The following is a 19,376-nucleotide window of genomic DNA, read 5'->3' on the forward strand; positions in this document are numbered from 1 at the left end:
ACTCGCACTCGGAGTGCTACTACTGTCCAAGGTGTTCCACCCCGCAAGGGACGGGCCGCCAGAAGGCGCCTATTTGGCCTGCTCGAACGCACCTGACCCGCTTCTGTGCGGGCTCCTACCGAAGGGAGCACCACCCCATGAACACCACCAGCCGCCCCACCGCCGGCCTCGCCACCGAGAACTTCGACGCTGAGACGCTCGCGCTCCTGGAGGCGGTGGAGGTCCCGCTCCCCGAGTTCGGCGGCCTGGACCTGGACGTCGCCTTCGGGATGCCGCTGGAGATGTTCGAGGCCGGCGCCCTTCCCCACGAGCGGCTGGACGGCCTGGACATCACCGCCGCCATCGCCGCGATCGAGGCCCGCGAGAACCGGATGCTCGCCGCCCGCGACATCGTCGCCACCGACCCGACCGCCACCGAGCTGGTGCGCGAGCGCCTGGTCGACGTGCTCCTCCCCTACGCCGCGCAGCTGCGCATCACGCGGCCGGCCGCCGCGGCTTCCCTGCCGATCGCGGCCTGACCTCCCGCACCACCGCCGGGTCTTCGGACCCGGCTCCCTCACCCGGAACCGCCCCCGCGGGCGGCGCCGGATGTGGGAGCCGGAAGCGCGACTCCCGACAGCATCCGCCCGGACATCCAGCCCTTGGGCTGGCTCTGGAAGGCAGCGGCTGTTCCTTGAGAACTCCACAGCGTGATCCACCACCGCAGTACCGGCCGTGTCCACACCGGCCGGAGGTGAGTGGAAACCCGTCGTGCGGCGCCATCACCGCTGGTGGTGGCAGTCGGCACACGCGATGACCCGTCAGGCGCTCAGTTCCTGGGGGCGGCCCGGTGCAGTACCAACCGGGCGCTCATTACTGACGGAGAGCGTGGAGGGCCGACATCCCCACGACGTAAAAGAACGACGCGACACACTCCCAGACCCTCGGCACCCGGTCCCAGCCGAGGCGAGGAGACGCGTCGGGACTGAGGGAACCTCGTTCTCCCTCTCAGATCACAAGGCGAGCAGCGCGGCGGCAGAGGCCGCGCCCCCTGTTTTGCAGCCCCGCGCTGCCCAGTCGCCCACCGCCGGCCTTCGGGTCGTTCGGTGGGCGGTGGAGAGCGCGGTGGACACCGGCTCTACCAACGGCGACAGCCCCAGGGATCGGACCCCCGGGGCTGTCCAGGACCTGTATGGAGGCCCCGATGCAGATCAGCATCGCACGGAACAACGGCGACTCCGACACCGACATGGACGAGGCCCTGCGCCGCGTCCGGCAGGGGAAGTGACCTCGGTGGACTGGCGACACAACGCGGTCTGCCGCGAGGAAGACCCCGAGCTGTTCTTCCCGATCGGCAACACCGGCCCGGCGCTCCTGCAGATCGAGGAGGCCAAGGCGGTCTGCCGCCGCTGCCCGGTCATGGAGCAGTGCCTCCAGTGGGCGCTGGAGTCCGGCCAGGACGACGGCGTCTGGGGCGGCCTGTCCGAGGACGAGCGCCGCGCCATGAAGCGCCGCGCCGCCCGCAACCGGGCCCGCTCCGCTGCCTGACCATCCAACTCCCCCTGGAAGAAGGCGACATGCGGTTCATCTACCTGCTCGGCATGGCCGGGCCCTTCATCGTCATCGCCGCGGTCCTCCTGGCCCGCTGACCCCGCTCCGCTTCCTGCGTTGCCCAGTCGCCACCGGCCCGCCCCGCGCGGTCCGGTGGCGGTGGAGAGCGAAGGAGCACCCGCCCCTCAGCTCGGTTCGGCCCTCGTGGCTGGAGAGCACCTTCCCCGACTCCCCGTCCTTGGAGGACCTCGTGATTTCCCTGCCCCTCTTCCTGCTCGCCGGTGGCGCCACCTGGCTGTTCTGGCGCTCCGACATGCGAGCGGGCGTCCTGATCGCCGCACTCATCTGCGGCTACGCCCTGGCGACGTCGCCGCTCGCGAACGCGATCGACGGCATCGGCACCGGCATCGGCACCGCGATTTCCAGCGCCAACGACAACGCCGCCAGCAAGTGACCTTGTGCCGCTTGCCCGTGGCTCCGCACCGCGAGGTGCGGGCCCGCGGGGAGGTGACAGCCCCCGACTTGTCCGCACGACCCCCGACCTGGAAGGAACCCACCCCGACATGAGCGACAGCAGCGACAGCGGCGAGAAGCTCGGCTCGAACCTCTCGGAGCTCATCAAGCAGCTGGAGAAGATCGAGTTCACGAGCGACCGCGACCTCTACCAGTACGCCCGGATCCTGCGGGCGATCGGCCTGGAGCTCCACATGCGGATCGGCATGGACGCGGACATGGTCGGCGCCATCCTCGCCCAGTACAAGGGCAAGTGGTGGACCTTCGGTGCCCAGTCCAAGATCCGCGCGAAGCTCGTGTCCGCCCACCTCAAGGGCGGCGCGTCGGCCGCGAAGGTCCTCGGGCTGAGCGGCGTGAAGATGTACGCCTCCTTCGTCAAGCACTTCATCCAGCCCGAGATCGAGGCTGAGCGGAAGGCGCGCGAGGGCAAGGGCTCGAAGAAGCCCGGATTCTCCATCGGTGACAAGCCCAAGGGCGCCGCCGGGCGTCCGGGCGAGGCCGGAAGGGCAGCGTGATGGCTCGCCGTATCCGTTCGAAGAAGATCGATACCCGTACCGAAGAGGAGCAGGAGTCCTCGAGGAAGGCATGGGTCACCTACGGCGGGCCGTGGGGCATCAACATCGGCGGCTGCATCGTCGCCGAGACCGCCCACGTGCTGCTCGCCACCACCCCGGCCTCCCTGGCGCTCGCCGCGCTCGGGCTGGCCGGCACCGGCGCGGCCCTGGCCAAGTTCATCAACCACATGGACCACAAGGCCAAGCGCGAGAAGGACGTGCGCTACCTCCACCAGGTCAACGCCGTCGCCACCACGGCCGGGGTCACCCTGGGCACCGTGGTGGGCCTGGAGTCCGGCGCCACGATGGGCACCTGGATGCTCGCCGGGTCCGGCCTGTGCATCGCCAACCACCTGTGGTCGGCGCTGTACAAGAAGGGCACGGGCGAGAAGGCCGACGGCAAGTGGGCCAAGCTGGAGTCCGAGATCGGACTGGCCAAGCACGAGCTCCAGGAGGCCAAGTCCAACGGCAAGGGCACGGTCGTCGCCAAGATCGAGGCGAAGGACGGGGCTACGGCGGACGAGTTCGCCCGCCGTATCCCCGCCATGACCTCCGCGCTCAAGCTCGGGCAGGGCCGCATCACCCACACCGTCGACGACGACGACGCCTCGCTGATCACCATGCGGGTGCAGGTGGCCGACCTCCTCAAGGACGGCTTCCCCTGGCCCGGCCCGAGCGCGTTCGGCGCCGGGTTCGGCGACCTGCCGATCAGCCTCGGACGGTACGAGGACGGCGAGACGCTCAAGCTCAACCTGCCCGGCATCCTCAACGACCCGCAGGAGGTCAAGGGCGGCGAGAACGTCGAGCACTGCGTCGCCCAGGGCGTCAACGGCGCGGGCAAGACGGTCGGCAACTCGATCATCGTGACCGAGGCCGCCACCCGCACCGAGGTGTCGATCATCGTCATCAACTGCTCGAAGTTCATGCAGGACTACGGGCACGTCCGGCACGCCGCCGACATGGTGATCACCAACGAGAAGGACGCCCGCCGGTTCTTCAAGCAGATGGGACCGGTCATCAAGGCCCGCGGCGAGTACCTCGCGGCCAAGGGCCTGGCCAAGTGGAAGCCGGGCTGCGGCCTGAACTTCCTGCTGATCATCGGTGAGGAGGCCGCCGACTTCGCCGACGGCGAGGCGTACGGCAAGGTGCTGCGCACCCTGCGCTCCACCGGCGGCTGGTTCCTCTCCTCCATCCAGCGCGCCACGCACGACCAGATGGACACCACGGCGCGCTCCAACCACCCCGCCGGCATGGCCTACGGCCTGTCCGACGGAGCGGAAGCCCAGTACGTCCTGCCGCCCGAGGCGATCGACGCCGGCGCCTTCCCCGGCTGGGCGAACAGGAAGCCCGGCTACCTGTACGCGGCCGGGATGGGCATCCCCGAGGACCGCTGGGCGGTCACCGCCCGCACCTACAACGCCGACCGCCCGACCCTGGCGGCCGCCGTCACCGCGGGCATGAACGTGCGCACCCCCATGGACGAGACGACCGCGAACGCGTTCGGCGCGCTGTGGACCAACCGCACCTTCTACACCACCCCGCTCCTGGAGGGCGACGCCGACGGATCCGGCGCCTTCCCCCAGCAGCAGGCCGCCCCCGCCGCCCCGGCCGGGGACCCGGCCTCCGAGTACGACGCCGACGACGAGTACGAGGAGGACGAGGACGTGGAGATCGACCCGGACCTGCTCGCGAAGGAGACCGAGGACTTGGACGAGGAGCTGCGCAAGATCCTGGAGGCCGACCCCGAGCCCGGCGCGTACGACCACCTCAGCGTCGAGACCGAGATCGAGGCGCCGGCCGACGACGCCCCGGTCTTCCAGCTGCCCGGCGCGGTGGCCGACGAGGAGAAGCTCTCCCCCGAGGACACCAAGGCCGCCATCTTTGCTCGCCTGGATTCCTGGGTGCGCGAAGGCAAAGACAACTTCGAGCCCAAGGAGCTCAACGACCTGTGGATGCGGGTCAACAAGAAGGGCGCCCGCGACTGGTGGAACCGCCTGAAGAAGCAGCTCCTGGACGACGGCGTCATCGCCAAGGACGAGTCCGAGGAGGGCTACGGATCGTACGACCTGATCCGCTCCCCGCTCGAAAACGGCAACTGAGAGTCACCGAACCCGGGAGGGGCCGCACAGCGCACACCGCACTGTGCGGCCCCTCCCTCCCCCTAGGGAATTTCCAGTGTGCAAGCCCGCACACAGGTGATTGATCCCGGTTTGCACCCTGTGCAGTGTGCGCCGCACACTCCCCCCGCACACTACGGAAGGTAGCCAGAATGAGCGCCCCGACCGTGCCCCGGCCGAAGCAGGCCGGGCCGCCCAAGACCCCCTTCCAGCCCACCCCGCCGGTCAGCGAGGCGGACGCCACCAGGGCCCGGAAGTCCATCGCCAAGCTGGACGAGGTCCTGGCCATGGTCACCAAGGCGCTGCTCACCCTCGGGGGCGGCGCTTTGATCTTCACTTGTGTGAATGTGACCCTGTTCGGGATCTCCCACGAGATCCCCTGGTACATCGCCTGGATGCTGGACCCCCTGGCCAGCCTCGCCCTGATCACCGTCCTGTACGTCGACGGTGTCCTCGCAGAACACGGCGGTGACTACAAGCCCGGCGGCTGGCCGTTCCTGCTGCGCTGGACCGCCGGCCTCTCCACCTGGGTGATGAACTGCTGGACGTCGCTCTACCCCGACGGCCACTTCCACTTCATCCCGCAGAAGCCCGACGCGGGCGGCATCCTGCTCCACTCCGTCGCCCCCGCGCTGCTGATCCTGCTCGCGGAAGCCGCCACCGGCTACCGCAAGTACGCGACCCGGCGGCGCGGCGAACTGAACGCGGTCATCGCGCAGTTCGAGACCGCGAAGGCCGCCGAACGCGAGGCCGCCGAAAAGCGAGCCCGCGAGGAAGCAGAACGCGAGGCCGCAGCCAAGCGCGAGGAGGCAGAACGCGAGGCCGCCGCGAAGCGCGAGGAGGCGGAACGCGAGGCCGCCCGGCGCGAACGCGAGGAAATCGCGAGGCTCGAAAACGAGCGGCGCGCCGCAGAAATCGAGGCGGCCGACCGTACGCGCCGCGCAGAAATCGAGGCAGAACGCGAGCGGCTCGCACTGACCGAGCGCACCGCAGAAATCGAGGCGAACCGCCTCAAGGCCGAGGCCGAGATCGAGGACCGCCGCCGCCGCGAGGAGTGGGAGCGGGAGCAGGCCGAGCGGGACCGTGAGGCCGCCCGCCAGGCCGAGATCGTCAAGGCAGAAGCGCAGGCAGAGGCGCTGCGCAAGGAAGCCGAAGCCCAGGCGGAGGCGCTGCGCAAGGAGGCCGAAGCCGCCGCTGAGGCTGAGCGGATCAAGGCGGAGGCTGAGGCCCGCGCCCTGGAGGAAGCCGAGAAGCTGAAGCGGCAGCGCGCCCTGGAGCGGGCCGCCGCCAAGGCTCGCGGAACCTCGGAAAGTGCAGGCGCCCGCGCCTCGATTTCTGCGGGCCGCTCCTCGGAAAGTGGGGTCGCGCTCAGCGCGGTGCCCGCCCTGACCGCCTCGGAAAACGGCGGCCGGATCCCTCGCGAAGTGCGCGAGAAGCAGCGTGACGAAGCCGAGCGGTACATCGCGAAGTGCTCGCTGTCCGGCATCGCGCCGGACCTGGAGCGCCTCGGAAACCAGTACGGCAAGGGCGAGACGTGGGTCGGAGACCGCGTCCGCGCCGCCAAGCGCCGCCTCGCGGAAGAGGACGGATTCGAGGAGTCGGTCATCGCCGACGCCCTGGACGTCTTCGAGGACGACGACAGCGACAGCGCCGGTGCGGCATGACCCACCGGCCCGAAGAAGAGGAAGAGGACACCGTGGACACGGACTTCGAGTTCGACTTCACCCACCTGGGCACCGAGCCGGTCGCCCTGCTCCCCAAGGCCGGCCCCGAGCACCCGCCCACGATCCTGCTGCGCCGGGACGCGCTGATGCCCACGCGGTGGCGCCAGCTCACCGACTGACGCAGCCACCCGAGCTTCGACGGCTCCACTGGCCCCCGAGATGAAGTCAGCACCTCGGGGGCCGGTGAAGAGGCCGAAGCCTCCCCCGGACCTCACACGCCAGCGATCCGTCCGGGCTCCCCATCGAGGAGAGGACCCATCATGCCGTCTCACGGCGAGCAGCCCCAGCCCACCTACTACCCGATGCCGCTGCCGCCCCAGTACGGGCAGCCGCCCGCCCCCGCGTACGGGCAGCACGTCGTCCCGCTCCCCCAGGGCGCGGTCGTCTACCCGCCGACCGCCGGCCTGGACGGCGTCGTGATGATGCCGGGCCCGAACGGACAGCCGGTCGCCTACTACATGCCGCCGCCCGCCCCAGCCCCGCAGCCCTACGTCTCCCCGCTCCTGGTGAAGGCCGCGCTGGTCGCGTTCATCGTCGGCATCGCCGGGGTCGGCGTCTACTTCCTGGCCGCCGCCCTCCTCGAGCTCGCCAAGGCGCTCGCCATCATCGCCGGTGTCGCCCTGGTCGGCTTCGTCCTGCTCAAGATGCTCGTCACCGGCCCCGGCAGCGGCCGGTCGATCAACGTCAACGCCCGCGGCCGCGCCAAGGTCCAGGTCCACACCGGCCGCGGGCACAACCGTGGCCGCCGCCGCTGAACCCGCGTCCCCGCCGGCCGTCCGGGACGTCGACGTCTACGCCGACCCCACCGGCGCGCTCCCCGTCTACCGCTGGAGGCAGGCCCCCCAAGGGCTCGCCACCCGGCGGCAGCTGAGGGAGCGGCGCTTACGGCCCGGTGGCCAGGACCCGGTCGCCGTCATCGAATGCCGGGGCGGCAAGCGCAAGGCATGGCTGTACGACCTGGCCAAGGCCAAGCCGATACGGCCGATGACCTTCGCCAAGGAGCTCGCGCTCGACAAGGCGATGGCGGCCCGGCAGACCTGCCCGACCTGTTCGAGGCGGTACTACCACTGCCTTCCTCTGCGCACCCTCGGGTCCTGTTTGGAGTGCTACGACGGCACCCCGGCCGCGCCCGGCAGCTACATGCGCCCGCCCGGCGAGCACCTCGCCGCCGCGGCCTGAACCCCCTCTCCCGCGTCTGCCGGTTGCCTGATCCACCCGCCCATCCGGCGGGTGGTGAAGGGGAGTCGGTGAGCCCGGCCCGCCCACGTACCGCACCACCTCATCCCGCAGCCGTCGACCACCGTGAAGGAGCACCCGGTGAGCGAGCCCGACAAGCACGAGCCCGACCCCGCCATCCCGCCGCTGGACACCATCGACGACAGCCAGCGCATCCCGCCGCCCCGAAGGCCGGCCCCGCCCCGGCCGCGCCCGATCAAGGTCGCCGACGACGTCCCGCCCGGCGCCATCGCCGCCTTCGGGGTCGTCGGACTGGTCGCCCTGGTCCTCGTCCTCAAGTGGGGCATCCCCAAGGGCATCGACTGGTACCACCACCAGGACTGGGCGTGGTTCACGCAGTGGACCGCCACAGTCGCCGACCCCGTCCACGCCTACCTGAGCGCGCACACGGTCGGCCTGCCGCTGACGGCGACCAGCGCGTTCGTCATCTGGCAGGGCGTCGGCATCGTCTCCCTGGTCCTGTCCTGGATCACCGGCGCCGTCGGCGCCCGGCTGACCTGGACGGCACACGGCGCCTGCTCGGTGTTCATGGTCTGGGACGCCGCCCCCGCCGCCGGCCGCCCCGTCGCCGCCGCCCTCACGGTCCTGGCCTGGACGATCGGCAGCTTCCTCGCCCTGCGCGGCCTGTCCCTCCGCCCGCTGATCCACCTGCACAACCACAACCACAACCATCCGGCTCGCTGATCTGACGGCTGCCTGATCCACCCGCCCCGCACACGCGGGCCGGGTGGTGACGGGGAGCCGGACAGCCCGGCCCGGATGGGAGTCGCACGTGACCACCGCCCCCCTCACCATCAGCGGCGACCGGAACCTGGACGCCGCCTGTACCACCGTGAGCGGCGAGATCGCCCGCACCGACAGCAAGGCCAGCCTGCTGCTCGCCTTCGACGGCGCGGTCCTCGCGGGTCTGGCCAGCGTCGCCGACAAGGACCTGCCCGTGTTCACGAAGGTCGTCGGCGCCCTGGCCGTCCTCGCCCTCGCCGCCGCCGCGGTCTTACTCCTCCTGGTCGTCCGGCCCTGCCTGACCGTGCCCGGCCGCCCCGCGCCGGGCACCTTCCCGCAGTGGGCGGACCTGGAGGAGAACGAGCTCCAGGAGGCGATGGGCCAGGACCACCGCCCCGCCCGCGTGAAGGCGCTGTCGATCCTCGCGGTCCGCAAGTTCCGGCGCCTGGCCCTCGCGGTCGACGTCATCCTCGCCGCGCTCGCCCTGCTGACCGTCGCCGCGATCGGGGTGCTGGTGTGAGCACCGCCGCCAGCTTCGTCATCAGCTACGCCAGCATCGCCGGCGCGCTCGCCATCCCGTTCGTGATCGCCGCCGCCCGCCGCACCGCCGCCCGCATCCACGCCCAGGCCGACCAGAAGGAGCAGTAACCCATGGCACTCACCCTGTTCGCCCGCCGCCCCGAGCCCGTCGAGCCGCCGGCCGTCGAGCCGGAGCCGTGGCCCGAGATCGGCGAGACCTGGAAGCCCGAGGGCGTCACCATCGCCCAGCGGTACTACAACCAGGCGCACGCGGTCGTCCTCGTCTACACCACCGACGACGGCCCGTCCGGTACCTACTACTCCGTCGCCTGCCTCGGCTGCCACTACGCCACCGCGAAGGACGGCCAGCGCACCTACAACACGCGCTACGGCCTCGCCGACGCCGCGAAGGTCGCCAACGAGCACGCCACGACCTGCCGGGCGCTGCCCCGCGACATCCCCGCCCGCCCGGACGACGACACCGTCCGCGAGCGGCTGCACGCCTGGGTGCGCGGCGCCCGCCGCCGGGGCGAGGACACGCAGCTGTGGGTGTCCGACCTGGACCTGATCCGCCTCACCCTCCAGCGCTCCAACGACTGGATCGTGAGCGTGCTCCAGCAGCTGGTCGTTGACGAGCCGGAGATCGTGCGCATCGAGCGCAGCCAGTACAGCGACTACGTCTCCTACTACGCCCGCCGCCTCCCGGAGAACTGACCGGGCGCTCTCCGCGCGTCCCCGGCCCGCCGCACGACGGCGGCCGGGGGCGACGCGGTGTCCGCCCGGTCAGCCGAGACCGGACGACCGGCCCTCCCCCGGAGGTCACCGTGTCCCTCGCCCGCCGCTCCCTCATGGAGGCCGCCGCCGCCCGCTTCGGCTGGCGCCGCGCCTACGGCACCACCACGCAGGTCGACGCACTGCTCACCGAGCAGACCGAGACCGCGTACACCGAGGCCGCCGACCACGCGGCCCTGGCGACCGCGAAGAACGACGACGTCCTCTCCGTGCAGCCCGGCGTCCTGGACGTCCGCGGCCGCGTCCTCGCCGACGTCCTCTACCTCGAGGGCGTCCTGGCCGGCGCCCGCAACCGCGGCCTGCCCGGCGAGCTCATCGAGCGCCTGGAGGACGCCGTCGACCACGGCCACGAGCTGACCGTGCTGCTCGCGGACACCGTCCGCACCACCGCCGCGCTCCACGCGGCCAGTTGAGCGCCCGGGGCGGCCGCAGGCATCGAACCCGGCCGCCCCGGAGCAACGCCCCCTCCCCTCCCAGAGCGCATCCGACAGAAGAAGGAGCCCCACCATCATGAACCGAGCTGTTCGCCGCGCCACCCTCACCGTCGCCGACGCCGCGACCGAGGGCCTGGACATGGTCACCGTCGTGATCGGCGGCGCCATCGGCGCCTGGGCGGGCTACACCTACTCGCCCGACACCTGGTCCGGCGACTGGCGCCTGGCCTTCGCCGGTGGCGTCGCGGTCGTGGCCGCCGTCGCCGTCAACTCCCTGGCCGAGCTGTTCCTGACCCCGCTGCGCCGCCTGCTCACCAAGGCCCGCAGCACCGCCCAGCCGACCACCACGGGCAGGCGCACCGCCCCGGCCGCGCCGGTCACCCTGTCCGAGGGCCTGGCGCAGGTTGCCACCGCCACCGAGAACGACGCCGCCTCCCGCGCCGCCTCCGACGCGTGGGCGCTCGACCAGGGTGACGGCTTCCTGCGGACCGAGGACCGGTGGCGCGGCTACGAGGACGCCACCGCGTCCTTCTTCCTCGCCCCCGGCGTCTGGCTGCACTACCGCACCGAGAAGAACGAGTACGGCCGCAACGCGGCGCGCTTCACGCTGCTGACCGGTGACGGCGACCAGCCGGTGCCGATCACCCACCTGGAGCAGATCCGCCACCGCCTCGCCGCCCGCGCCGCCGGCCTTCCCGCCGTCCCGGCGACCGGCGACACCGAGGACACCGAGGACGCGGTCGCGGACACGATCGCCGAACTCGACAACCACCTCAAGGCCCTCGAAGCCTGACGGGCTACCCGTTCCGCCCCGGCCCCTCCCGGCCGGGGCGGTGCGGTGGCCAATCAGCCCACCCGACCGAGCCGGAAGGCCCCTGATGCCGAAGTCCACGTCCAACCAGATCTCGATCATCCGCGACGGCCTGTTCACCTCCCGCCGCCTGACCGCCGACATCGCCGACACCGTGCCCACCGCCCAGAAGCTGGTGAAGGAGCACTTCGGCCGCCGCCCGCTGAGCGCCGTGGAGGTGGTGATCACCTCCCCCAAGCGGATCCCCCGACTCGCCGCCATGGCGCAGGGCGCGGCCGCGGGCGTCCCCACCGAGGTCTTCATGGAGAAGCTCCTCAGCGTCACCGCCAAGCCCAACGACCTGTACTCGCTGACCGTGATCGCCCCGAAGAACACGATCCGCGTCCTGATCAACGCCAAGCGGCTGCGCCGCCGCCCGCGTGAGATCGGCGCGACGCTGGTCTGGGCGTTCGTGGAGATCGACCAGCTGACCCGCAAGGGCGCGCTGGAGCGGCGCATCGCCCTGACCCGGCACGAGATGGGCACCCACGTCCTGTCCAAGGGCAAGGCCCGCAGCCTGTACCGGGTCGAAGCCGAGATGGAGACCGAAGCCGCGAAGGCCACCGGGCAGATCGTCGGCAAGGTCATCCAGCAGAACCGGAAGGCCGAAGCCGCCGCCCGCGAAGAGGCCACCGCCGCCGCCACCGCGCAGAACACCGCCGCCTGACCGCGCACCGTGCCGCCCCGTCCCGCCCCGGCCGGGACGGCGCGGTGCCCCGTCAGCCGTCGACCCTGCAAGGAGGCCCCGTGCCCCGTCCCGCCGCCCACGCCCCCGAACGCTTCATCGCGATCGTCGGGCAGATCGTCGGAAGCGAGTGGAGTGCGCCCAGCGCCCCCAACTGGCCGGTGAACTTCACCCGCACCGCCGCCGACCTCGCCCTCACCGTCTACCCGGACCGCAAGAACAGCCGGATCGTCTTCATCACCGCGTCCCTGGCCGCTCCCGACCGGCGGTGCCACGCGAAGTACACCCCCGACCTGGCGGGCCACGACGACATCGACGCCTGGCTCGCCGACGGCGACCTGGACGCCGTCGCCGACGCCCTCGGTGTCGTCGTACGCAGGCTGGTCGACCAGCCGCTGCCCGAGCCCGTCGCCCCGCACCCCGACCCCGTCGGCCGGGAGCTGGAGCAGCTCGCCCAGCGCGCCCAGGAGCTGGCCCGGCTCACCGCACAGTTCGCCGCCGGCCTCATCCGCGGCGAGCCCGTCGCCGACAAGGCCAGCCGCATCGCCCACCTCGCCCAGCTGACCGAGCAGTCGGCCACGCGCGTGGACGAACTGCGCGGCCCGGCCCCCGCCAGCACCGCCGGACGGCTCTGAACCCACCCCACCGCACGTCCCGACCTGGAGGAATCCTCATGGCACGCAGCGCCCGGCCCGTCGTCCACTACATGGCCACCCGGCCCGACGGCACCGTCCCGCCCACCTGCAACCACCTCGCCCGCTACTACAGCGGCCTGGGCGAGACGATCCCGACCGTGAACCTCGCCGACCACATCGGCGAGACCGTCGACCACCCCAGCCCCGGCGAGAAGTGGTACACCGACAAGCCGTTCGGCTACTTCCACATGTACACCCGGCCCGGCGAGATCCTGGAGCGCCTGGAGGTGGCGGAGCGCTGGCCGGTGAGGCTGTGGGAGGTCGAACCGCTCGGTGACACCGGCAACTGGGGCAACGACTTCGCCCCGTACTGGCTGATGTCCCACCAGATCCGCGTCGTCCGCGAGGTCGAGGCGTGGCGTGCGTTCGGGCACCGCGGCATGCAGGCCCTGGCCGTCCTCGCGCAGCTGCCCGACCTCGCCCGGCAGTGGGCCGAAGAGTGGGCCGCCGACCCCGAGGGCACGCGCCGCACGTACAAGGCGTGGCAGACGCGGGTCGACGACACCCGGGCGCTGTCGTCCTGGGCGTCCTGCCGGGCGCGGTACTCCCGCCGCGAAGCGGGCCTGCAGACGGCCGACCAGCTCGCCGATGACGCCGCCGCGCAGGCCGCGACCGCCGCCGGCGCCGCCCCGCACGCCGTCGCCCTGATCCAGCTGCGCGCCCGCTGCCTGGTCGCCGGTCAGCTCATGTTCGACCGGATCCGCAACGGCGAGTACGAGCAGTCGATCCGCGGCCTGCTGCTCGGTGCCGGGCTCGACACCCCGGCCCCCGTCCCGGCCTGACCACCCGCCGCACGGCTCTCCAGGCCGCCCCGCCCGGGGCGGCCTGCTCCACCCTCTTCGAGACCAGGAGACATCTGGTGATCACCGACACCACCGACGAGACGATCCGCTACACCGCCGACGTGGTCCTGTTCGCCGACCGGCACGTCCTGCTGATCGAGCGGGGCTGGGACCCGTTCAAGTCCCGGTGGGCGCTGCCCGGCGGACACGTGGACAAGGGCGAGAGCAGCCTGGACGCCTCCGCGCGCGAGCTGTTCGAGGAGACCGGCATCACCGTCCCGACCGCCGACCTCCGGCAGGTCGGCGCCTTCGACGCCGTCGGCCGTGACCCGCGCGGCCGGTACGTCAGCGTCGCCTACACCGCCACCCTGCCCGAGCTGGTCGAACCGACCGCCGGGGACGACGCCACCGCCGCCCGCTGGTGGCCCCTGGCCGCCCTCCCCGACCTCGCGTTCGACCACGCCGAGATCGTCGCGGAGGCCGTGAGGCGCTGACCTCATCCGCGTGGACGCGGCGTTCCTCCGTGCCGCCCCGGCTTCACCCGCCGGGGCGGTCGCGGTGTTCCGCCACGACCAGCGACAGGAAGGAGCGGCAGCCATGCAGCGAACGGAGTTCTACGAGGTCGACGTCCCCATACACACCCCCGACCGGACGCTGCACGGCGTGCACGTCTTCACCGGCAAGGCGACCTCGGTCACCGAGGCCCTGACCCGCGCCCACCAGGTCTACGACGCCGCGTTCGCCGCGCGGCAGGCCGGGCTCGAGGTCCCCGGGCAGCAGGACGGCGGCTGGGGAGCGCGCGGGGTCCGCGACGGCTGGGAGCTGGACTGGGCGGCGGCGAAGGCCGGCCGCTGGTCCAACCCGAACGACTGGACCGGCAAGACGCCCTACGAGCTGTAGATACGCCCCGAGGCAGGCGCACCAGGTCTGGAAACCGTCGCCTGCCTCGGGCCTACCCATCCCGTACAAGACGAGAGGGAGAGACCAGTATGGCCTCCACCGCGCGCGTACAGGCCCCTTCGGGAAATCGCGCCCTGCTCATCACCACGCTCGCCGTGCCGCTGACCGGCTGGACCGTGCACGCCGTCAGCCTGCACCGCAAGCTCGCCGCCGCCCGCCGCGACCCGCTCACCGGGCTGCTCGGACGCGACGGCTACACCACCCGGGCCCGCCAGATCACCGACCGGTACGGCGACGCCGCACTGGTCGTCCTGGTGGACCTGGACCACTTCAAGCAGATCAACGACGGACCCGGCGGGCACGCCGCCGGCGACCGCGTCCTGGCCGCCACCGCGACCCGGCTCACCGCGTGGGCGGGCAGCCGCGGGGCGGTCGGCAGGCTCGGAGGGGACGAGTTCGCCGTCGCGGTCCGGATCGGCCCGGCCCGCCGCGAGCTCCGTCTCGCCCAGCTCATGCAGCTGCTCGCGCAGCCGGTCGAGGTCGAGGACGGCGTCCTGGTCGACGTCGCCGCCTCCGTCGGCGCGGCCTCCCCCGACGTCCTCGGCACGACGGACCTCTCCCTGCTCCAGCGGGCCGCCGACGCCGCGATGTACGCGGGCAAGCACACCGGCCGCGCGGTCCTCGCCGACCGCTCGCACGCCACGGTGCCCTCCATCAACGGCCGCCGCGCCGGACGGCCGGGTACCCACACGCTGGGGCGGGCGGCATGAGCGAGACCACCACCGCCGACCCGGGCACCTGGATCCGGGGCATCACGATCCGCCAGCCCTGGACGACCTGCATCCTCGCCGGGAAGGACGTGGAGAACCGCCCGGCCCCCTGGTCCTGGCGCGGCCTGGTGCTGCTGCACGCCGGGCAGGCCACCGAGCGGGCCCCGATGCGCGACCCGCTGGTCGCCACCGCGATCCGCAGCCGCGCCCTGCCCACCCGTGCCGTCATCGGCGTCGCCCGCCTCACCGACTGCCACCAGGACGCCGCCGGCACCGCCCCGTGCTCGAAGTGGGCGCAGCCCGACGCGTTCCACCTGGTCCTCGCCGACGTCCAGGAGCTCGCGCTGCCCATCCCGTGGCTGCACGGGCAGCTCGGGCCGTGGCGCCCGCCGCAGGACCTCGTGGACCAGGTCCTCCTCCAGCTCCCCCACCTCGCTCCGGAGGGCACCTCATGAGCGGCAACCGCACCGGCGTCGCCAACGCGCCGGCCATCGTCCTCGCCGACGATCGGATCCCCTTCCCCGAGACCGACCAGGTCCTGCGCTGCCGTACGAGCCCGGCCCTGTTCCAGATCGAGGACATCCCCAACACCGACCAGGACCCCCGCGCCCGCGAGAAGGCGCTTGCCCAGGCCAAGCACGCCTGCTCCGGCTGCCCGATCGTCAAGGACTGCCTCAAGTGGGCGCTGGCCAACCCCGCCCTGACCAAGACCGGGGTATGGGCGGCGACCACCAAGCGCGACCGCACGCAGCTGCGCAAGCAGCTCGTGGCCCGGCTCGGTGAGGACTGGGTCGGTGTGGTCGCCGAACAGGACCGGCGCCGCAGGGAGCGGGCCCGCGCGGCGCGCGCCGTGCCGCCGACCGCCCGCGAACTCGCCCTCGCCCGCCTGGAGCTGGAGTCCATCCCCACCCGGCCCGCGCCGTACAACCGCTGGAAGGAACCCATCACCCCGGCACAGGCGGCGTCGAACCTGCGCGTGCTGGCGCTGGTCGCCAGCGGCAAGGCCGCGTGATGTTCACCGACTGGACCGAGGCCCTCGAAGCCGAGTCGCTGCCCCTGGACCCGAACCCCGCGCAGCAGCTCGCCGCCGCGGCCCGGGTCACCGCACGCAGCTCCCGCGACAAGGACGACCTCGGGTTGCTCCTGGACGTCCTCGGGCTGCCCACCGACACCCTCACCGCCCTGCTCCCCCTCATCCCGGAAACCGGAGACGCACCCACCATGACGAACACCCCCGCCGCCCCGGCCCTGTCCGCGTTCGAGGCCATGGCGATCTCCATGCACAACAACGGCGACTCCGAGCAGGCGATCCGCGAGGCCACCGGCCTGAGCGAGACCGAGCTCAGCGACCTCATCGCCAACCACGTCCTCGGACTGCCCCGCGAGGCCACCGCCCCGGCCACCATAGACGTCCCGGTCGTCGCGCTGCCCGTCTCCAACGCGCTCCAGGAGCTGATCGACTGGGCGACCGCGCACCCGACCGCCTCGGTCCGCAGCCGCGCCGCCCGCATCACCGCCGACCTCTCCGAACTGTCCGAGCGCCGCGACTCGGAGGCCGCGCAGCGCGAGGCGGAGGAGAAGGTCGCCAAGGCCCGCGCCGAACTGGAGAAGGCGCAGGAGGAGCTGCGCACCGTCAAGGCCGGCACCCGCACCACCACGGCGGCCGCCACCGCGCCCACCCCGATCCGGGCGGGCCTCGGCAGCGGCCGCACCAGGGAGGAGCTCGCCGCCGTCCGGACGTGGGCGCGCGCCAACGGCCACCAGGTCGCTGACGCCGGGATGGTGCCCAAGCGAGTCCTGGAGGCGTACGACGCCGCACACCAGGCGCCGGTCCGGAAGGCCGGCTGACCGTGGCCGACGACGCGATAGCCCTGGACGGATTCCTGGACGAGGAGACCGTGCCCGGCGACCTGCACGGCAGCACGGCCCGGTTCCGCCTCACCGTCTCCCCGACGGACGAGCGCACGGACGAGATGATCCTGCCGTGCAGCGTCGCCGACCCGGCGCTCGCGCACGCGGTCATCCACGACCTGGTCCCCGGCGACAAGCTCCGCGTCACCGGCTACCTCCGGCTGCCCCGCACGCCGGACGAGCCGATGTGGCTGGTCGTCACCACGCTCGCCGTGCTGGAGACCGCGCCGGAGCTGTCCGACCCGGCCGCCGTCGCCACGGCCGTCATCGAGCGCTACGGCCCGTACGTCTGCTGGTTCGATGCCGACACCACCGACGTGGAGGTGTTCACCGAGGGCGGCAAGTGGGTCGGCACCGCGCCCGAGCCGAACGGGATCGGCGAGCTGCTCGAAGCCTTCGAGCAGCGTCAGGCCGCCGGCGGCGAGTGAGCCGTCGTGCCCATCCGTCCCGAGAACCTGCACCGCTACCCGCGCGACTGGCCCCAGATCAGCACGCGGATCCGGTTCGAGCGGGCGGGCGGCCGCTGCGAGTGCACGGGCCACTGCGGCCTGGCGCACCCGGGCGGCCGCTGCCCCGCCGTCCATGAGGAGATCCACCCGGACACCGGGTCCGTGGTCGGACTCACCACCGCCCACCTCAACCACACACCCGAAGACGTGCGAGACGAGAACCTGCTCGCCGCCTGCCAGCTCTGCCACCTGCGCATCGACCACGGCCACCACCGGGTCACCCGCTCGCTCACCCTCGCCGCCCGCGCGGCCGCCGCCGGACAGCTCGGGCTCCTCCCCGAGACCGCGCTCACCCGCACCGAGCCGCCCACCCCGCCGCGCCCCACTCGGGGCCGCGCCCCGGCGGCCGCGCTCCACCAGCTGCCCTTCCCCGAGCCCGAACAGGAGACGAAGCCCATGGCCCGCATCAGCGTGAAGATCGCCCCGCTCCACCCCGACGGCACCGAATGCACCCACGCCGTCAGCCCCTCCGGCAAGCCCCGCGACCCGGACGCCGGGTGCGCCGGCCGCCGCAACTACGCCGTGGTGTGCAGCGCCTGCGGCCCGGTCGGCGAGCCGCACGGCCTGCGCGTCCTCGCCGAACCGGCGCAGACCGCGCACCGCGACAGCCACAAGGCCGCCCTCACCCCGGCCACCCGCTGACCCCCACCCGCCCGGCCGCCGGGACCACCACGGTCCCGGCGGCCCCGTCCATGTGAGGGCCGATGCCCACCACCGTCTTCGACCAGTTCACCCGCCGCACCGCCGACGTCACCGCCCAGCTCGCCGCCCTCGGCATCCCGCTCACCGCGCCGGCCCCGCCGCCCGCCGACCTCAACCCGGCCGACCCGTGGGCCAGCAACTACGCCGTCCCGGTCGACCGCTCCAGCCTCGCCTGGTGCACCGCCGTGACGATGCTCGCCGAACACCACCACACCGGCATCGACCGCCAGGTCCTCGCCGCCGACGCCCTGCTGCGCGAGCTCGGCATCCGCGGCCTCGCCCAGCTCCACTCCGACCTCCACGCGGGCGCCCCCGTCGACTACCGCTTCACCCGCTGCCCGTACTGCTCCGGCATTGGCGAGGACCCCACCCAACCGACCTGCGACGAGGTCGGCTGCGCGCCGTGGCTGGAGTTCGCCGGACACGATCACGTGTGCCCGGTCTGCCACGGCGAGGACTATCAGCCCCAGTGGTTCGCCGAAGAGCAGATGACCGAGCTCGAGGAACTGCTCGCCGACGCCATCGAGGAGCGCGAGGAGCGCGCCTTGCTCGGCTACCGGATCCGGGCCCGGCTGTACCGCCGGACGGTGCGCTCATGACGGCCCGCGCGGCCGACGGCAGGCCCTGGACCGGGCGCATGCGTACCGCGGCGCTCCGGCGGGGCCTGGTCCGGCCTGCCGAGTTCTCCACGTGGGCCGGTGCCCGCCGGTACCACGAGCGGCACGGCCGGGACCGCCGGGTGCTGGAGAAGCTGCGGGCCTCGATCCCCAAGGACGGGATCCGCGAGCCGCTCCTGCTGGGCGTCCGCGCAGCCGACCGGCTCGTCTTCGTCTTCGAGGGGCACCACCGGGCCGTCATCGCCCTCGAACTCGGGGTGCACTCCTTCCCCTTCCGGTGGTTCTGGGACCCGGACGTCCAGGCCGTGGAGCACGACCCGTTCCCGCACCACGCGCTGGGCGAGGCCGGGCAGGCGTGGCTGTGCCACCAGGAGGCGCGCTCATGACCGCCCGCTTCCGCAGATGCGGACACGGCAGCGGACCGATGCACCCCGGCGACCAGAAGGCCGTCGCGGAGTTCACCGCCATGCTCGCCGCCCGCCAGAGGCCGGCCCCGTGGACCGGCCGCGGCGACGTCGCCGTACGGATCGGCGAGCGCGGCCTGGAGCGCGGCCGGCCTCTCCCCGAGCAGCAGCCCGACACCGACCCGCTCGCCCTGGTCCTCATCCACCCCGACACCGAGACCGCCCTCACCGGCACCCTCCACTGCGCCAGGACGCGAATCCACGGCGCCTGGACCGGGCCCTACCGACTCCTCACCCACGCTCTCGCCGGATGCGACCTCCCGGCAGGCATCGACCTGAGCACCTGAGCACACGAAGCGGCCCCCGCCGTCCGGACCTTCGTCGGTCCGAGCGGCGGGGGCCGCTTTTC

At 72.7% G+C, this 19,376-nt stretch carries 29 protein-coding genes; all 29 read left to right on the plus strand.

Going from position 1 to position 19,376, the window contains the following annotated elements:
* The first annotated feature begins 137 nt into the window (after positions 1-137).
* Complete coding sequence (locus ACSMX9_RS30035) at positions 138-518, plus strand: hypothetical protein (RefSeq protein ID WP_445403159.1); 381 nt, start codon at positions 138-140, stop codon at positions 516-518.
* Between the two features lie 754 nt (positions 519-1,272).
* Positions 1,273-1,527 carry a WhiB family transcriptional regulator gene (locus tag ACSMX9_RS30040; RefSeq protein WP_161266715.1) on the plus strand — a complete coding sequence of 85 codons (255 nt, stop codon included), beginning with the start codon at positions 1,273-1,275 and terminating at the stop codon, positions 1,525-1,527.
* A gap of 253 nt (positions 1,528-1,780) precedes the next feature.
* Positions 1,781-1,984: a hypothetical protein gene (locus ACSMX9_RS30045; protein ID WP_393615615.1), complete on the plus strand. Its 204-nt coding sequence runs from the start codon at positions 1,781-1,783 to the stop codon at positions 1,982-1,984.
* Between the two features lie 109 nt (positions 1,985-2,093).
* Positions 2,094-2,558, plus strand: a complete 465-nt coding sequence (locus tag ACSMX9_RS30050) for a hypothetical protein (protein ID WP_358832341.1) — start codon at positions 2,094-2,096, stop codon at positions 2,556-2,558.
* Positions 2,558-4,696, plus strand: coding sequence for a hypothetical protein (locus tag ACSMX9_RS30055; RefSeq protein ID WP_445403160.1), 2,139 nt, complete (start codon positions 2,558-2,560; stop codon positions 4,694-4,696). Before ACSMX9_RS30050 ends, ACSMX9_RS30055 begins: the two co-directional genes overlap by 1 nt.
* 170 nt (positions 4,697-4,866) lie before the next feature.
* Positions 4,867-6,378, plus strand: a complete 1,512-nt coding sequence (locus ACSMX9_RS30060; RefSeq protein ID WP_445403161.1) for a hypothetical protein — start codon at positions 4,867-4,869, stop codon at positions 6,376-6,378.
* Entirely contained in the window at positions 6,375-6,557 is a 183-nt protein-coding gene (locus ACSMX9_RS30065) for a hypothetical protein (protein ID WP_445403162.1), read from the plus strand. Before ACSMX9_RS30060 ends, ACSMX9_RS30065 begins: the two co-directional genes overlap by 4 nt.
* Positions 6,558-6,698: 141 nt before the next feature.
* Positions 6,699-7,193 carry a hypothetical protein gene (locus ACSMX9_RS30070; RefSeq protein ID WP_445403163.1) on the plus strand — a complete coding sequence of 165 codons (495 nt, stop codon included), beginning with the start codon at positions 6,699-6,701 and terminating at the stop codon, positions 7,191-7,193.
* Positions 7,177-7,617, plus strand: coding sequence for an RRQRL motif-containing zinc-binding protein (locus tag ACSMX9_RS30075; RefSeq protein WP_445403164.1), 441 nt, complete (start codon positions 7,177-7,179; stop codon positions 7,615-7,617). Before ACSMX9_RS30070 ends, ACSMX9_RS30075 begins: the two co-directional genes overlap by 17 nt.
* A gap of 138 nt (positions 7,618-7,755) precedes the next feature.
* The gene (locus ACSMX9_RS30080) at positions 7,756-8,358 is read left to right on the plus strand and encodes a hypothetical protein (RefSeq protein ID WP_445403165.1); all 603 of its coding nucleotides are present in this window, start codon (positions 7,756-7,758) and stop codon (positions 8,356-8,358) included.
* A gap of 88 nt (positions 8,359-8,446) precedes the next feature.
* On the plus strand, positions 8,447-8,917 hold the full coding sequence (locus tag ACSMX9_RS30085) for a Pycsar system effector family protein (RefSeq protein ID WP_445403166.1): 471 nt from the start codon (positions 8,447-8,449) through the stop codon (positions 8,915-8,917).
* Positions 8,914-9,045, plus strand: a complete 132-nt coding sequence (locus ACSMX9_RS30090) for a hypothetical protein (protein ID WP_272924171.1) — start codon at positions 8,914-8,916, stop codon at positions 9,043-9,045. The genes ACSMX9_RS30085 and ACSMX9_RS30090 overlap by 4 nt, the downstream gene beginning before the upstream one ends.
* Positions 9,046-9,048: 3 nt before the next feature.
* Positions 9,049-9,630 (plus strand): hypothetical protein, encoded by a 582-nt coding sequence (locus ACSMX9_RS30095; protein ID WP_393615598.1) that lies wholly within the window; start codon positions 9,049-9,051, stop codon positions 9,628-9,630.
* Positions 9,631-9,740: 110 nt separating this feature from the next.
* On the plus strand, positions 9,741-10,121 hold the full coding sequence (locus ACSMX9_RS30100; RefSeq protein ID WP_445403167.1) for a hypothetical protein: 381 nt from the start codon (positions 9,741-9,743) through the stop codon (positions 10,119-10,121).
* A 97-nt stretch (positions 10,122-10,218) separates the two neighbouring features.
* Entirely contained in the window at positions 10,219-10,935 is a 717-nt protein-coding gene (locus ACSMX9_RS30105; protein WP_445403168.1) for a hypothetical protein, read from the plus strand.
* Positions 10,936-11,020: 85 nt separating this feature from the next.
* Entirely contained in the window at positions 11,021-11,659 is a 639-nt protein-coding gene (locus ACSMX9_RS30110) for a hypothetical protein (protein WP_445403169.1), read from the plus strand.
* Between the two features lie 80 nt (positions 11,660-11,739).
* Positions 11,740-12,312 (plus strand): hypothetical protein, encoded by a 573-nt coding sequence (locus tag ACSMX9_RS30115; protein WP_445403170.1) that lies wholly within the window; start codon positions 11,740-11,742, stop codon positions 12,310-12,312.
* 38 nt (positions 12,313-12,350) lie between these two features.
* A complete protein-coding gene (locus tag ACSMX9_RS30120; protein WP_445403171.1) occupies positions 12,351-13,154 on the plus strand; it encodes a hypothetical protein in 804 nt (267 codons plus the stop codon).
* Positions 13,155-13,231: 77 nt separating this feature from the next.
* Positions 13,232-13,648, plus strand: a complete 417-nt coding sequence (locus tag ACSMX9_RS30125) for an NUDIX domain-containing protein (RefSeq protein WP_445403172.1) — start codon at positions 13,232-13,234, stop codon at positions 13,646-13,648.
* 103 nt (positions 13,649-13,751) lie between these two features.
* On the plus strand, positions 13,752-14,054 hold the full coding sequence (locus ACSMX9_RS30130; protein WP_445403173.1) for a hypothetical protein: 303 nt from the start codon (positions 13,752-13,754) through the stop codon (positions 14,052-14,054).
* A gap of 89 nt (positions 14,055-14,143) precedes the next feature.
* Entirely contained in the window at positions 14,144-14,824 is a 681-nt protein-coding gene (locus ACSMX9_RS30135) for a GGDEF domain-containing protein (protein WP_445403174.1), read from the plus strand.
* A complete protein-coding gene (locus ACSMX9_RS30140) occupies positions 14,821-15,279 on the plus strand; it encodes a hypothetical protein (RefSeq protein WP_445403175.1) in 459 nt (152 codons plus the stop codon). Before ACSMX9_RS30135 ends, ACSMX9_RS30140 begins: the two co-directional genes overlap by 4 nt.
* Positions 15,276-15,836 carry a WhiB family transcriptional regulator gene (locus tag ACSMX9_RS30145; RefSeq protein ID WP_445403176.1) on the plus strand — a complete coding sequence of 187 codons (561 nt, stop codon included), beginning with the start codon at positions 15,276-15,278 and terminating at the stop codon, positions 15,834-15,836. Before ACSMX9_RS30140 ends, ACSMX9_RS30145 begins: the two co-directional genes overlap by 4 nt.
* Positions 15,836-16,672: an Lsr2 family DNA-binding protein gene (locus tag ACSMX9_RS30150; RefSeq protein WP_445403177.1), complete on the plus strand. Its 837-nt coding sequence runs from the start codon at positions 15,836-15,838 to the stop codon at positions 16,670-16,672. Before ACSMX9_RS30145 ends, ACSMX9_RS30150 begins: the two co-directional genes overlap by 1 nt.
* A 2-nt stretch (positions 16,673-16,674) precedes the next feature.
* On the plus strand, positions 16,675-17,163 hold the full coding sequence (locus ACSMX9_RS30155) for a hypothetical protein (protein WP_445403178.1): 489 nt from the start codon (positions 16,675-16,677) through the stop codon (positions 17,161-17,163).
* Between the two features lie 6 nt (positions 17,164-17,169).
* Positions 17,170-17,886, plus strand: a complete 717-nt coding sequence (locus tag ACSMX9_RS30160) for a hypothetical protein (RefSeq protein ID WP_445403179.1) — start codon at positions 17,170-17,172, stop codon at positions 17,884-17,886.
* A 62-nt stretch (positions 17,887-17,948) separates the two neighbouring features.
* The gene (locus ACSMX9_RS30165) at positions 17,949-18,545 is read left to right on the plus strand and encodes a hypothetical protein (RefSeq protein WP_445403180.1); all 597 of its coding nucleotides are present in this window, start codon (positions 17,949-17,951) and stop codon (positions 18,543-18,545) included.
* Complete coding sequence (locus ACSMX9_RS30170) at positions 18,542-18,949, plus strand: hypothetical protein (RefSeq protein WP_445403181.1); 408 nt, start codon at positions 18,542-18,544, stop codon at positions 18,947-18,949. Before ACSMX9_RS30165 ends, ACSMX9_RS30170 begins: the two co-directional genes overlap by 4 nt.
* Positions 18,946-19,314, plus strand: a complete 369-nt coding sequence (locus tag ACSMX9_RS30175) for a hypothetical protein (protein WP_445403182.1) — start codon at positions 18,946-18,948, stop codon at positions 19,312-19,314. The genes ACSMX9_RS30170 and ACSMX9_RS30175 overlap by 4 nt, the downstream gene beginning before the upstream one ends.
* Positions 19,315-19,376: the final 62 nt, after the last annotated feature.

The sequence above is a fragment of the Streptomyces sp. LE64 genome (genome assembly GCF_052606915.1).